This window comes from Peteryoungia algae (assembly GCF_030369675.1).
Lineage (GTDB): Bacteria > Pseudomonadota > Alphaproteobacteria > Rhizobiales > Rhizobiaceae > Allorhizobium > Allorhizobium algae.
Window position 1 is genome coordinate 4,308,371 of sequence record NZ_CP128477.1, and the last position, 12,387, is coordinate 4,320,757.

General features: G+C 62.2%; 17 protein-coding genes. 9 read left to right on the plus strand and 8 right to left on the minus strand.

The features are described from left to right. The first annotated feature begins 45 nt into the window (after nucleotides 1–45). Together QTL56_RS20425 and QTL56_RS20430 are read left to right on the plus strand one after the other, a co-directional pair. Nucleotides 46–1,242, plus strand: coding sequence for an MFS transporter (locus QTL56_RS20425; protein ID WP_245135214.1), 1,197 nt, complete (start codon nucleotides 46–48; stop codon nucleotides 1,240–1,242). Then, a complete protein-coding gene (locus tag QTL56_RS20430; protein WP_229572786.1) occupies nucleotides 1,235–1,576 on the plus strand; it encodes a YkgJ family cysteine cluster protein in 342 nt (113 codons plus the stop codon). The genes QTL56_RS20425 and QTL56_RS20430 overlap by 8 nt, the downstream gene beginning before the upstream one ends. A 5-nt stretch (nucleotides 1,577–1,581) precedes the next feature. On the opposite strand, the gene QTL56_RS20435 is transcribed toward QTL56_RS20430, so the two are convergent. Beyond that, nucleotides 1,582–1,821: a hypothetical protein gene (locus QTL56_RS20435; protein ID WP_245135216.1), complete on the minus strand. Its 240-nt coding sequence runs from the start codon at nucleotides 1,819–1,821 to the stop codon at nucleotides 1,582–1,584. A gap of 115 nt (nucleotides 1,822–1,936) precedes the next feature. Here QTL56_RS20435 and QTL56_RS20440 point away from each other — a divergent pair, with 115 nt between their 5' ends. From QTL56_RS20440 to QTL56_RS20450, 3 genes are all read left to right on the plus strand, one after another. Further along, a complete protein-coding gene (locus QTL56_RS20440; protein WP_245135217.1) occupies nucleotides 1,937–2,539 on the plus strand; it encodes a superoxide dismutase in 603 nt (200 codons plus the stop codon). 147 nt (nucleotides 2,540–2,686) lie between these two features. After that, complete coding sequence (locus QTL56_RS20445) at nucleotides 2,687–3,094, plus strand: hypothetical protein (RefSeq protein WP_245135220.1); 408 nt, start codon at nucleotides 2,687–2,689, stop codon at nucleotides 3,092–3,094. A 7-nt stretch (nucleotides 3,095–3,101) separates the two neighbouring features. Then, on the plus strand, nucleotides 3,102–3,359 hold the full coding sequence (locus QTL56_RS20450) for a DUF2188 domain-containing protein (RefSeq protein WP_245135221.1): 258 nt from the start codon (nucleotides 3,102–3,104) through the stop codon (nucleotides 3,357–3,359). A gap of 286 nt (nucleotides 3,360–3,645) precedes the next feature. Here the strand turns inward: QTL56_RS20450 and QTL56_RS20455 are convergent, their stop codons facing one another. From QTL56_RS20455 to QTL56_RS20470, 4 genes are all read right to left on the minus strand, one after another. Further along, nucleotides 3,646–4,209, minus strand: a complete 564-nt coding sequence (locus tag QTL56_RS20455) for a biotin transporter BioY (RefSeq protein ID WP_245135224.1) — start codon at nucleotides 4,207–4,209, stop codon at nucleotides 3,646–3,648. A 28-nt stretch (nucleotides 4,210–4,237) separates the two neighbouring features. Beyond that, entirely contained in the window at nucleotides 4,238–4,843 is a 606-nt protein-coding gene (locus QTL56_RS20460) for an energy-coupling factor transporter transmembrane component T family protein (protein WP_245135226.1), read from the minus strand. After that, nucleotides 4,837–5,517 carry an energy-coupling factor ABC transporter ATP-binding protein gene (locus QTL56_RS20465; protein ID WP_245135229.1) on the minus strand — a complete coding sequence of 227 codons (681 nt, stop codon included), beginning with the start codon at nucleotides 5,515–5,517 and terminating at the stop codon, nucleotides 4,837–4,839. Before QTL56_RS20465 ends, QTL56_RS20460 begins: the two co-directional genes overlap by 7 nt. A 129-nt stretch (nucleotides 5,518–5,646) precedes the next feature. After that, the gene (locus QTL56_RS20470; protein ID WP_245135231.1) at nucleotides 5,647–6,012 is read right to left on the minus strand and encodes a hypothetical protein; all 366 of its coding nucleotides are present in this window, start codon (nucleotides 6,010–6,012) and stop codon (nucleotides 5,647–5,649) included. Nucleotides 6,013–6,160: 148 nt separating this feature from the next. Between QTL56_RS20470 and QTL56_RS20475 the strand changes: the two genes are divergently transcribed. The 4 genes from QTL56_RS20475 (at nucleotide 6,161) to QTL56_RS20490 (ending at nucleotide 9,061) form a co-directional block, all read left to right on the plus strand. Continuing rightward, nucleotides 6,161–7,348 carry a winged helix-turn-helix domain-containing protein gene (locus QTL56_RS20475; RefSeq protein WP_245135233.1) on the plus strand — a complete coding sequence of 396 codons (1,188 nt, stop codon included), beginning with the start codon at nucleotides 6,161–6,163 and terminating at the stop codon, nucleotides 7,346–7,348. A 91-nt stretch (nucleotides 7,349–7,439) separates the two neighbouring features. Further along, complete coding sequence (locus tag QTL56_RS20480) at nucleotides 7,440–7,799, plus strand: GNAT family N-acetyltransferase (protein ID WP_370660376.1); 360 nt, start codon at nucleotides 7,440–7,442, stop codon at nucleotides 7,797–7,799. Nucleotides 7,800–7,929: 130 nt separating this feature from the next. Then, nucleotides 7,930–8,361: an antitoxin Xre-like helix-turn-helix domain-containing protein gene (locus tag QTL56_RS20485; protein WP_245135237.1), complete on the plus strand. Its 432-nt coding sequence runs from the start codon at nucleotides 7,930–7,932 to the stop codon at nucleotides 8,359–8,361. 1 nt (nucleotide 8,362) lies between these two features. After that, nucleotides 8,363–9,061 carry an RES family NAD+ phosphorylase gene (locus tag QTL56_RS20490; protein WP_245135240.1) on the plus strand — a complete coding sequence of 233 codons (699 nt, stop codon included), beginning with the start codon at nucleotides 8,363–8,365 and terminating at the stop codon, nucleotides 9,059–9,061. A 45-nt stretch (nucleotides 9,062–9,106) separates the two neighbouring features. Here the strand turns inward: QTL56_RS20490 and QTL56_RS20495 are convergent, their stop codons facing one another. The 3 genes from QTL56_RS20495 to aroC form a co-directional block, all read right to left on the minus strand. Further along, a complete protein-coding gene (locus QTL56_RS20495; protein WP_245135242.1) occupies nucleotides 9,107–10,057 on the minus strand; it encodes a flagellin N-terminal helical domain-containing protein in 951 nt (316 codons plus the stop codon). A 96-nt stretch (nucleotides 10,058–10,153) separates the two neighbouring features. Continuing rightward, nucleotides 10,154–11,254, minus strand: a complete 1,101-nt coding sequence (ribB, locus tag QTL56_RS20500; RefSeq protein ID WP_229572773.1) for a 3,4-dihydroxy-2-butanone-4-phosphate synthase — start codon at nucleotides 11,252–11,254, stop codon at nucleotides 10,154–10,156. 10 nt (nucleotides 11,255–11,264) lie between these two features. Next, nucleotides 11,265–12,359: a chorismate synthase gene (gene aroC, locus QTL56_RS20505; protein ID WP_245135244.1), complete on the minus strand. Its 1,095-nt coding sequence runs from the start codon at nucleotides 12,357–12,359 to the stop codon at nucleotides 11,265–11,267. Nucleotides 12,360–12,387 lie beyond the last annotated feature (28 nt).

The window sequence follows — 12,387 nt, forward strand, 5'->3', positions numbered from 1 at the left end:
ACCGGGGCCTCATTGGCAGACCCTTCCATGGGTTGCGGAGGCCCCATGCAGACGGCAGAGACCACGGAACTCGTCCCCGACTTCGCGCCCGACTGGGCAGCGATCGCGGTCGTCATTCTCGGCGTCACCGCCTTTGCGGTGGGCCAGGGGCTCACCTATCCGCTGATTGCGCTGATCCTCGAAAGCCGGGGAGTCTCGTCCAGCATGGCCGGGCTGAATGCCTCGGTCTTTGCACTCGGGCTTGCCTCCTCAACGCTGATCATCGGCAAGTTGACGCAGGCAATGCGCGGCGACCGGCTGATCGTCGCGTCGCTGCTCGGGGTGTCGGTAGCGCTCGCCACCTTCTCGACCTTCGACCAGCTCTGGATCTGGTTCGTCGCCCGCTTCCTGCTCGGTTTCTGCACCAGCATCATCTACACGGTAAGCGAAGCCTGGCTGAACACCGCTTGCCCGGATCGCTTGCGCGGTCGTGTTTCCGGCGCCTATAGCGCCGGCATGTGTGCAGGCTTTGCCGCCGGCCCGCTCGCCATTCCGCTTGTCGGTATCGAGGACGGCTTCGCTTTCGCCATGACTGCGGCCTATGTCGCGCTCGTCGCCTTTGCCTCGGTCATGCTTGGCCGCTATGCCCGCACCCGGCCTGAAGCCTCGGAGGCCGGCGGCTTGCTCACCTTCGTCAAACTCGCGCCGGTGCTGACGCTGATGGTTGTCGCCTTCGGCTTTTCGGACATCGCGGCGATCTCGATGATCCCGCTCTATTTCGTCGAGCGTGGCTACAGCCAGAATTTCGCGGCCTTCGTTGTCACCATGGTGGCGCTGCCGACGGCGCTTGCCCAGCCTTTCGTCGGCTGGCTGCTTGACCGGCTGTCGCGCCCGGTGATTGCCGTCGCCGGATCGCTGATCACGGCTGCCGCCTTCCTCGTTCTGCCCTTCATGACATCACAGGCGGCCCTGCTGATCACGATCTCGATCCTCGGCGCGGCAAGCTTTTCGCTCTATACGGCAGCGCTTACCCTGCTCGGCGAACGCTTCCGAGGCGGTCTTCTGGTCTCGGGTGCCGCCGTCTTCGCGCTGGCTTACGCGATCGGCAGTGCCACGGGCTCCGGCGCGACGGGGCTCACAATGGATCTGGTCTCGGTGGATGCCGGCCCAGTCTTTGTCGGCTTGCTGATGCTTGGTTTCACTGGTTTCTTCGCCCTCAACCTCATGCGAATCCGCGCATCGGGGCGTGACGCCGATGCTTGAAACCTCGCCCCCCGAAATCTTCGACTGCCAGGCCTGCGGCGCCTGTTGCGCCTATTCGGCCGATTGGCCGCGTTTCTCCCTGGAAAGCGACGAGGAAATCGCCGCCATCCCGGAAACGATGATCGCAAAAGACGAAAGTGGCATGAAGTTCGAGGGTGGACGCTGCGCGGCATTGACCGGCGAAGTCGGCAAACATGTCGGTTGCGCCGTCTACCACGTGCGCCCGCATGTCTGCCGCACCTGCATGCCCGGCGACGAGGAATGCAAGATTGCCCGCGCCGAATTCGGTTTCAGTATCGAAGGCCTGCCCGAGCCCGAGATTTACGAGGCCTGACGTCTTCAGGGGACGCAGGTCGAGCAGAGCGCTGCATCAGCCCCCACAGCCGTGCCCGTCACGATCGCCACACCATAGCTCGGTATCAGCGGAGTTTGACGGCCACGCTCTGCTCTTGCGAAATCGCCGAAGACGTCGTCGCACAAGGCGGAGGCCTTGGACGACAGCGGGTGGGAGAGCAGGGCAGCGGCGGCGAGAAGATGAGACGGAATGCCGGGTTGCCCAGGTCTGAAAGCAGAAGACATTTCTTTCCCTTCAAGGCCTGATTCTGGAAGCGCAAAGGTTGCCTCGCCCATGTTCCGCACCTATGTTCCCGTCACCTGCCAAAACGCAATCTATTTGCCAAAAGGAGATCTCACCATGGCCTTCGAATTGCCCGCCCTCCCGTATGCTTACGACTCGCTGGCGCCGTTCATGTCGGCTGAAACGCTCGAGTTTCACCACGACAAGCACCACCAGGCCTATGTGACCAACGGCAACAACCTCCTCAAGGATTCCGGTCTGGAAGGCCTGTCGCTGGAAGAGATCGTCAAGCAGTCCCACGGCAAGAATGCCGGCCTCTTCAACAATGCCGGCCAGCATTACAACCACATCCACTTCTGGAACTGGATGAAGAAGGATGGCGGCGGCAACAAGCTTCCGGGCAAGCTGCAGGCAGCCGTCGACAGCGATCTTGGCGGCTACGACAAGTTCAAGGCCGATTTCGTTGCAGCCGGCACGACCCAGTTCGGTTCCGGCTGGGCCTGGCTCTCCGTCAAGGACGGCAAGCTCGAGATCTCGAAGACCCCGAACGGCGAAAGCCCGCTGATCCACGGCGCATCCCCGATCCTCGGCGTCGATGTCTGGGAACACTCCTACTACATCGACTACCGCAACGCCCGTCCGAAGTATCTCGAAGCCTTCGTCGACAGCCTGATCAACTGGGACTACGTGGCTGAAATGTACGAAGCCGCGACGAAGTAATTGTTGCGCATGATATGATCGCAGACGCCCGGTGCCCAGCACCGGGCGTTTTTCGTTCGAACGTCCCTGCGCCATGGTGCAGATGGAACCATCCGCCATGCACCACGTTTCTTCGGCAAGAACCCGAACAATCGAAAGGTAATCACCATGGCCTCTTCCAATCTCCAGTCCGAACTTCGTGAACTGCGCGAACAGATGAACGATCTCAAGGACATGATCAGCCGTGAGGCGGGCCGCAGCAGCCGCAACGTTCGCAACCGCGCCTCCGAAGCGCTGGACGAGGCAGGCCGCAAGGCTTCCTCCGTTACCGGCTATGACAGCGACGACGTCCGCAATCGTGCGTCAGACGTCGTCAATGGTGCCACCCGCACGGCCCATGTCGTGGCCGACTACGCCCGCGAAGGCGCGGATACGGTCGCTGGCGTCGTGCGCCGTCATCCGGCTGCCGCCACTTCCGCAGGCCTTGTCACGCTCGGCATTGTCGGCGGCGTGGTTGGCTACCTGCTCGCCAATTCGACCCCGCCGGCCCGCGACAGCCGCTGGCGCTGGAACTGAGGTCACCATGGCAAAGGTGACCTACCACGTCGTGGAGCATGATGAGGGCTACGCCTACCGTCTGGGCGACGTCTATTCCGAGCCCTATGCGACCCATGACGAGGCACTCGCAGCCGCCCGGCACGCAGCCGGCGCCCAGCAGCTCGCCGATGGCGACGCCGAAATCAGCTGGCAGGATGCCGAAGGCGAATGGCATCACGAACATGCGGACGGTGCGGACCGCCCCATGACGGACGTCGTCGATGATGTCGAGGACGACCGGTAAAGCCTGATCGTTTTGAGTTCAGGCGAAGGAAAAGCCCGTGGCGCAAGCTGCGGGCTTTTTTGTCATGATGCCCAGGCGGGACCGGTCAAAGGTTCCCTCCGCTCCTGCCTTGCCGGATGGGTGATCGCTGCAGCCGCCGATCGGAGCCGGCTGACCGGCGACCTACGGCATGCGCGCGGGCGCGGAACATGGGCGGAAGGAGCCGCCACCGTCCCCTGCTGCATGCACAATGAAAAATGCGACCTCGATGGTGGCATTTGGTGTCACTGAACAGTGGGTCTCCCGCTCACGCCCGGGCTGGCAACAGAGGATACCCGACAGTCACGGCGCGGGCCGCAAGGGTCGCAATCGCGGCCTTGACGAGGTCGCCTGGAATGAAGGCGAGCGAGCCGGTCAGCACGGCGGGGAAAGGCGTTCCGGCGACCGCCGAGAGCCAAGGCATGCCGCAGAGATAGACGACGCCGATGCCGCCGACGACGCTGGCGACGAAGAACCCGGCCATCTGTTTCGTGGCCGACTGTCCTTCGCGCACGAGCTTTTCAGCGAGGAACCCGGTGACGAAGGCGCCGATGATCCAGCCGAAGATATAGCCGCCGGTCGGGCCCATCAGCACGTTGAGACCGCCGCGACCGCCCGAAAGCACCGGCAGGCCGACGGCGACGAGCACGACGAGCAGCGCATAGGCGAGCGCCCCGCGTTTGGCGCCGATGATGCAGCCGGCCAGCATGACGCCCATCGACTGCGCCGTGATGGGAACCGGCAGAAGCGGGATCGGCACGGGCGGCAGGAAGCCGAGGACGATGATGATGGCGGTAAAAAGAGCGGCGAGCACGAGGTCTCTGGTGGTCATGAACGGATCCCCAAAAGCTGAATGGCTTTTACTGGCCCCGAATTCCCCGCGCGTCAATTGCCTCGGCGATCCGATCCGCATCCTTCAGCGTCGAAATGATGAGGGGCCCGAGCATGCGCGAGAGCTTGAACGGGATGCCGCGCGCCGCATGCGCCTCCTTCAGCGCCTCGTGGCGCTGGGCGATCTCGGGCACGAAACGCAGCACGAGCCCGAGTGCGAGCCCGAGATCGGCCGCCTTCATCAGCCCCAGCCGCTCAAGCGGCCGGGCAAGGTCGGTGACGGCCGCCATGAAGTCGGCAATGGTCGTGGAAGCCGTCACGGCCGCCGCGAGGAAGAGCATGGCGACCAGCCTGAGCATTGTGACGAGCGTTTCCTCCGGCGAAAGGAGGAGCAAATTGATGGCCGCCAGAAAGGCGATGGTGAAGAGCACGGGTCTGAGCCGTCGCAGTCCTTCCGACAGGCCGACGCCTGTGGAGAGATAGAGCAGTCCGGTCGCAACGAGCATGGCCGTGAGCACGAGCGGCTGGTCGACGAAGTAAAGCGCCAGTCCGAACACCATCAGCGCGAAAAGCTTCGGCTTGACCGGGATGCGATGCAGGAGGCTTTTGCCCTCAACATGCAGGCTTGTCAGCATCCGGCGATCTCCCGGTAGCGCGCGATCGCGTCCTCGCCCGCGCCGTCGAAAACCAGCGTGCCTTCATGGAATACCAGCACGCGAGGGAAGTCTTCGACGAGGTCGAGGTCGTGGCTGATAACCATCGCCTGTTCGACAAGTCCTTCGATGGCGGCCTTAACCTTGGCGCGGTTCTTCAGGTCCAGCTGGTTCGTCGGCTCGTCGAAGATGACCATCTGGGGACGGTTGACGCAGACGGCGGCAAGGGCGGCCAGCTGCAATTCTCCGCCAGACAGCTCATGTGGCCGCCGCACGGCGAGATCGCTGATGCCGAAGCGGGCAAGGGTCTCGTCCACCAGCCGGTCGACATCGGCAGCGCCGAGCCCCCGCGACTTCGGCCCGAGTGCCACATCCTCCCGGATAACAGGCAGAATGATCTGGTGTCCGGGGTTCTGGAAGATAAAGCCGGTCTTCGCCCGCGCCGCCTTCTCGTCGGCTACGGTATCGAGACCGTCGAGCGTAACCTTGCCGAAAGAGGGCTTCGCAAGTCCGGCAATCAGCCTGGCAAAACTCGTCTTGCCGGAGCCATTCAGCCCGATGACGCCGATGCGTGGTTCCGACAGTGACAACGTCAGTGGCTTCAGCGCCACGCGGTCGCCGTAACGCAATTCTGCCTGGTCGAAACGGATGTGCAAGGATGGGGTCTCCCGAGGGTGAGTGACAGGCCTCTATAACGTTGGGCGCTTCATAGGGGAATGTCCAAGACCACGGCTTTAGGCACCTTCTGCAAGATACTGATCACACCCGGCAGAGGGATCCGTCTGCTATGGGTCCGAGAAAAGACTGTCACACCGCTCACCGAAGCTTATCACCAAACTCGCATCTCCTCTCGCGGCGAGCGTTGCCAAGTCGTCTACGTGCTGTTGCATATACGCCTGCGCATCTTCTTTTTTGCGCCCGACTTTAAGGAACGCTTCTTCCGCATGACCGGCGAGAGTCGTGAATTTCATCCGATAGCGTTCTGATTCCTGCAGCTTATCCGCAAGGCGGAATGTTTCCGCCAAGATTGCATAAGCTGCACCACATTGGAACGGGTAGTCGCTCTGTGGTCCCTCAGCGCCCGTTTGTGCGACCGTCATGGCAGGCGTTAAGATGATTGACGAAAGAAGTGCTGCGATCCGAAATAGCATGGAGCAATTTCCAAGAGTTGGGGCGGCAGCCTGCCACCTTGTCGTGTGAAGCCTATGCAGGGCAGAGCGGAAGTTCAAGAAGTGGGATGTCCAGCCTTCAATGCATTCAACGATTGAACAAACCGCGAACATGACCTAGCCTGCCCATATGTCGATTCTGGTCCCCAATACGCTGGCGCGAAAAATCTTCCTGGAACGTCAGGGGCTGTCCCGCTCGCCGACCAAGGCGCTCGGACGTCAGGGGCTCTATGACCTCATCCACGACCTTGGCTTCGTCCAGATCGACAGCATCCAGTGGGTCGAGCGGGCGCATCACCAGATCCTCTTTTCCCGCAATCAGACATACAGACCGAAGGATCTAGCCCATCTGGCCGAGAAGGACCGCTCGCTCTTCGAGCACTGGACCCACGACGCCTCCATCATTCCCTCTGCCTTCTTTCCCTATTGGAAACACCGCTTCGTCCGCCGCGAAGAGCGGATCCGGCAGAACTGGGCCAGATGGCAGGGCGAGGGTTTCGATCAGGCATTCGAGGACACCTATGCCCGCATCCGCGACCACGGCCCGGTCATGGCGCGCGACGTGAAGTCCGAGGACCACAAGTCCGGCGGCTGGTGGAACTGGCATCCCTCCAAGACCGCGCTTGAGTTCCTCTGGCACACGGGCAAGCTGGCGATCGCCCGCCGCGAGGGGTTCCAGAAGGTCTATGACCTCGCCGAGCGGGTCATTCCCACCGAGCATCATGCCCCGGAGGTCGACCACGAGACCTTCGTCGACTGGGCCTGCCGCGCGGCGCTCACCCGCCTCGGCTTTGCCACCTCGGGCGAAATCGCCGCCTTCTTCGATATTGTGACACCCGAGGAGGCGAAGGCTTGGGTCACAGCCCATCGCGACGAGTTGCACGATGTGTTGGTTGAGACCGTGGACGGCAAACAGCGCGCCTCCTTCGCCTTTGCCGACAGGATCGCCACGCTTGTGGATGCCCCGGAACCGCCCGGCCGCATCCGCGTGCTCTCACCCTTTGATCCGCTGATCCGTGACCGCAACCGCACCGAACGCCTTTTCGGCTTTTTCTACCGCATTGAGGTCTTCGTACCCGAGCCGAAGCGGCAATATGGCTATTACGTCTTCCCGCTGCTGGAGGGCAACCGCCTCATAGGCCGCATCGACATGAAGGCCGAGCGCAAGGAGGGTGTGCTCGACATCCGCCGCCTCTGGCTGGAACCGGGTGTGAAGCCGAGCACCGGACGCCTGGAGAAACTCGACGCCGAACTGCAACGCGTCGCCCGCTTCGCCGGCATGGAAGCCGTGCGCCGCCAGCCCGGCTGGCACGGGTGACGGACTGTATATTCCAAAGAGAAAGACCCGGGACGTGACCGACAACAGCGCCTACCGCATCGAACCCCGCGTGCCTGCGATCGACGATTACATGCGCCTGCGGCGCGAATCCGGCCTCACGCCCTTTTCCCGGGAAGCCGCCGAAAAAGGCCTGCCGAATTCCATCTTCGGCGTCAGCCTGATGCTGGGCGACGAGACGGTCGGCATGGGCCGGATCATCGGCGATGGCGGCTGTTTCTTCCAGGTGACCGACATCGCCATTTTGCCGGATCATCAGGGCAGGGGACTTGCCAAGCTGATCATGACGGCACTCTCCGACTTCATCGCGACGCTGCCGAAGACCGCCTATGTCAGTCTGATCGCCGACGTGCCGGCCAACCGCCTCTATGCCCAGTTCGGTTTCGACGAGACCGCACCCCGCTCGGTCGGTATGGCGCGAAAGGTAGTCTGAACGCGGTCGACATACGTCCCGAGGCCCCTGGCATGGAATGCTGCCGCCACTGCGGGCCACAGTGCCGCGCTGGCCTTGCGAAAAACGTCAAATGACGTATAATTCTAACGTCATTTGAAGGAGTTCAAACGTGCACAGCGCTGCGGAACGAACCTCGACCCGCACTCAACCGTCCCCCGGCTTCTCCGAGGAGGGCGATCGCAAACGGCTGTCGGCGACAGCGCTGAAGGCTTATCGCCGTATCGTGACTCATTGGAACCTGACCGGCCAGCAGGCGGCAGCCCTGCTCGGGGTCTCCGTTAGTACCTGGGAGCGGCTGAAGCCGGAAAGTGTGACGAAGACGCTGAGCCAGGACCAGATGACCCGCATTTCGGCGCTGACAGGCATCTACAAGGCGCTGCATCTGCTCTTCGTCGATGCCATGGCCGACCGCTGGCCGATGCTCGAAAACACAGGCCCGCTTTTCGATCGCCGCACGCCGGTCGCCGCCATGATCGAGGGCGGCATTCCGCATATGCTGGAGGTCCGTCGCTATCTCGACGCCGTGCGCGGGGGGCTCTGACTTGGAAGTCGCCGGCGTTCCGGTGAGCACGCTCGCCTATCCCAAGACGGTGCGCCTCGTCTCGACCGCGCGGCTGCGGCAAGCCGTGCTCGCGCCGCTTGCCGACAACGCGGATGAGCTCGCGGAACTGGCCGAAATCGAGGCGGCAACGTCGACCCGCATTCAGGCTCAGTCCACCGGCATCTCCGGCCTCGCGGCCAATGAGCTCGTCTATGACGTGCCGCATGCCCATTTCATCAATGCCAGCTTCGCCTATGCCAAACCGCGCGAACCCAATCGCTTCAACGGTGAGACGCGTGGCGCCTGGTATGCCGCGCTCCGCGTCGAGACGTGTCTTGCCGAAATCGCCTTTCACATGACGGAATTCCTGTCACGCACAGGCGTTTTTGAAGCGGTGGCCGATTATGCGGAAATGCTCTGCAGTTTGTCGGGCGAGTTCCTCGACCTGAGGATCCAGCCACATCATCCGGCCCTCGCGCCCGACAAGGCGGCCGGGTACCCAGATGGCAATCGCCTGGGGCTCGAAGCACGACGTGCCGGGTTGAACGGCATTATCTATCCGTCGGTCCGCCACACTGGCGGCACCTGTATTGCCATCCTGCGCCCCGCCGCCGTCCAGTCGGTGCGCCAGGGCGACGTCTGGCGGCTCACATGGAAGGGAAGACCGGAGCCGATGGTTGAGGGGCCGCTTGCAGGCTGAGTTCATCCGGAATTGCTGCGGACTGCATCGTCCAGGAAAGCCCCGTCACTGGAACAGGCGCAGCAGGATGTCAGGCTCCGAATTGGCGATGGAAAGTGACTGTGTCGCCAGCTGCTGCTGGACTTCAAGTGCCTTCGACCGCGTGGCGGCCTCCTGCAAATCCGCATCGACCAGGCGCCCAATGCCGCGATCGACGGCATCTTGCAGCACCTGAACAAACTCTGTCTGCATCTCGATCCGCTGGGAAATCGCACCCAGTTTGGCGCCTGCATCGGCCATCGCGCCGAGCATCATTTCCAGGACGCTGACCATCTCGTCGATATCCTGCGCGGAGGTATCGGCTGTAAGGATCATGTCTTCATGTATGTCATGGTTCTTGCCGCTCAGCAGCACCCACTCGGTTGCCGTGCCGAGGTCGCGTGCGAATTCGACATTGGTCAGGATGCCGTTGTGGTAGTTCTCATCAATCAGATGGTTGGTACCCCACTGATTGCTCATCCCGTAAGAGAGTTTTTGCAGGGAGACTGAACTGCCGCTCCGGGTAAACGAGCCCACGATCTGCTTGTCCGCGTCATCTGCTGCGTCGATTCTGTGGAGCCAGTTCTGCCCGGAGAAGCTCGCCGATTCGACAATGGAATAGATCTGCTCCTTGAGCTGATCGAGCTCCTCGTTGATCTTCAGTTTGTCGACGCTTTCTTCCCGCGCTGTAACCAGCTTTGCCTTGATCTCCTGTACGACTTCGATGGCCGAACTCATGCCGGCATAGGCTGTGTCGATAGCTGCGGCACCCAGTCCCAGGGCGTCTTCAACCGCTGCAAGTGCTTGATTGTCCGACCGCATCGTCGTGCCGATGGACCAATAGGCGGCATCGTCAGAAGCTTGCTGCACCCGCAGGCCGGAGGAGACCTGGCGTTGATTGATCCCGAGTTCATGCGAAATTTGGCGCAGGTTGGCCAGTGCCGAAATGGCGGCCGTATTGGTAAGTAGACTTGGCATGAACACCGCACATGAACGGATGATGATTACATCCGCGACTATCGCCGGTCTTGATTAATCGAAAGTAAATTTTCGCAACTCATCCGGGAAAATATTCTACACAATCTCGGTCGCCGCAATTCGGATGCCAAACCCTTCCAGCCCGACATAGTGGCGTTCACGCGAGGAATAGAGACGGATCGAGGTGACGCCGAGATCCTTGAGGATCTGCGCGCCCAGTCCGATTTCCAGCCATTCGCTGTCGCGTACCTGGGCCTCCTGATGCGCCTCGCGATCGTGTTTGCCAGTGCGCGCGGTGGTGGAAACGCCGACGCCGACCGATCCCTCGCGCAGATAGACGATGACGCCGCGACCCATTTCCGAGATCCGCTTCATGAAGCCGTCGATCTGGCGATCGGTGCCGAAGACGTCGCGACCGACATCTTCGAGATGCAGCCGCACCGGAATGTCCTCGCCGTCCCTGATGTCGCCGAAGACAAGTGCCACATGCTGCATCGGATCCCAGGGCAGGGAATAGGCATGGGCCTTGGCAGGGCCATAGGGTGTCTGCACATCGAATTTGGAGACCAGCTGGATCAGCGTCTCCTTGCGCTGGCGATAGGCGATGAGATCGGCAACGGAAACCTGTTTCAGGCCGTGGCTCTCGGCGAAGGCAGAAACCTGCGGACCGCGCATCACGGTGCCGTCGTCATTGACGAGTTCGGAGATCACCCCGATCGGGGGCAGGTTCGCCATGTTGCACAGATCGACGGCCGCTTCCGTATGGCCAGACCGCATCAGGACGCCGCCTTCGCGCGACACGAGCGGAAAGATATGGCCGGGACGGACGAAGTCGCTCGCGCCGACATTCGGGTTGGCGAGATTGCGGACCGTCAGCGTCCGGTCATCCGCCGAAATGCCGGTCGTCGTGCCATGCTTGAAATCGACTGAAACAGTGAAGGCCGTGGTATGCGCGCTGTCGTTTTCGGCGACCATAGCCGACAGGTTGAGACGCCTGGCCTCCTCTTTCGGCATCGGCGCGCAGACGATGCCCGATGTGTGACGCACGATGAAGGCCATTTTCTCGGCTGTACAGTGGACGGCAGCGACGATCAGGTCGCCTTCGTTTTCGCGGTCGTCGTCATCCATGACCACGACGATTTCGCCGGCTTCGAAGGCCCGGATTGCCTCCACGACACGCTTCTGGTCATAGCTCATGGGATCGTCCTCACCTTGTGCGGCCGTTCTGGCCACGGTCTCTCAGAATATGATCGAGAATGATGCAGGCAAGCATCGCCTCGCCGACGGGCACTGCGCGAATCCCGACGCATGGGTCGTGCCGGCCCTTGGTGCGCACGTCCACCTCCTTGCCATCGGAATCGATCGAGCGCTTCTCCGTCAGGATCGACGAGGTCGGCTTGATGGCAAAGCGCGCGACGATCGGCTCGCCGGTCGAGATTCCGCCCAGCACGCCGCCGGCATGGTTCGACAGGAAGACCGGCTTGCCATCGGCCCCGATCCGCATCTCGTCGGCATTCTCCTCGCCGGTGATCTCGGCTGCCTCAAAGCCGTTGCCGACCTCGACACCCTTGACCGCATTGATCGACATCAGGCCCGAGGCGATGTCCTGATCGAGCTTGCCATAGACGGGTGCACCGATCCCGGCCGGCACGCCTTCAGCCACGATCTCGATCACGGCGCCAACGGAGGATCCGGCTTTGCGGATGCCATCCAGATAGTCCTCGAATACGGGCACCATTGCGGCGTCGGGGCAGAAGAACGGGTTCTGATCGACCTGGGTCCAGTCCCAGTTGTCGCGATTGATCTTGTGCGTGCCGATCTGCACCAGTGCACCACGAATGGTGACACCAGGCATGGCAAGGCGTGCGAGTGCACCGGCCGCGACACGGGCAGCCGTCTCGCGCGCCGAGGAGCGGCCGCCGCCGCGATAGTCGCGGATCCCGTATTTCAGGTCATAGGTATAATCGGCATGGCCGGGACGATAGCGCTTGGCAATGTCGCCGTAATCCTTCGAGCGCTGGTCGGTATTCTCGATGAACAGCGACACCGGCGTGCCCGTGGTGATCATCGAGCCGTCTTCCTGTGGCATGATGCCGGAGAGCACTTTCACGATGTCGTCCTCGCGCCGCTGGGTCACGAAGCGTGACTGACCGGGCTTGCGCTTGTCCATGAAGACCTGCAGGTCTTCGGGCCGAAAGCGAACACCCGCAGGGCAGCCGTCGACGACCGCGCCGAGCGCCGGTCCGTGGCTTTCGCCCCAGGTGGTGACGCGGAAGAGATGACCGAAGGTGTTGTGCGACATGCCTGACTTACCGTCCCATTCTCGCCAT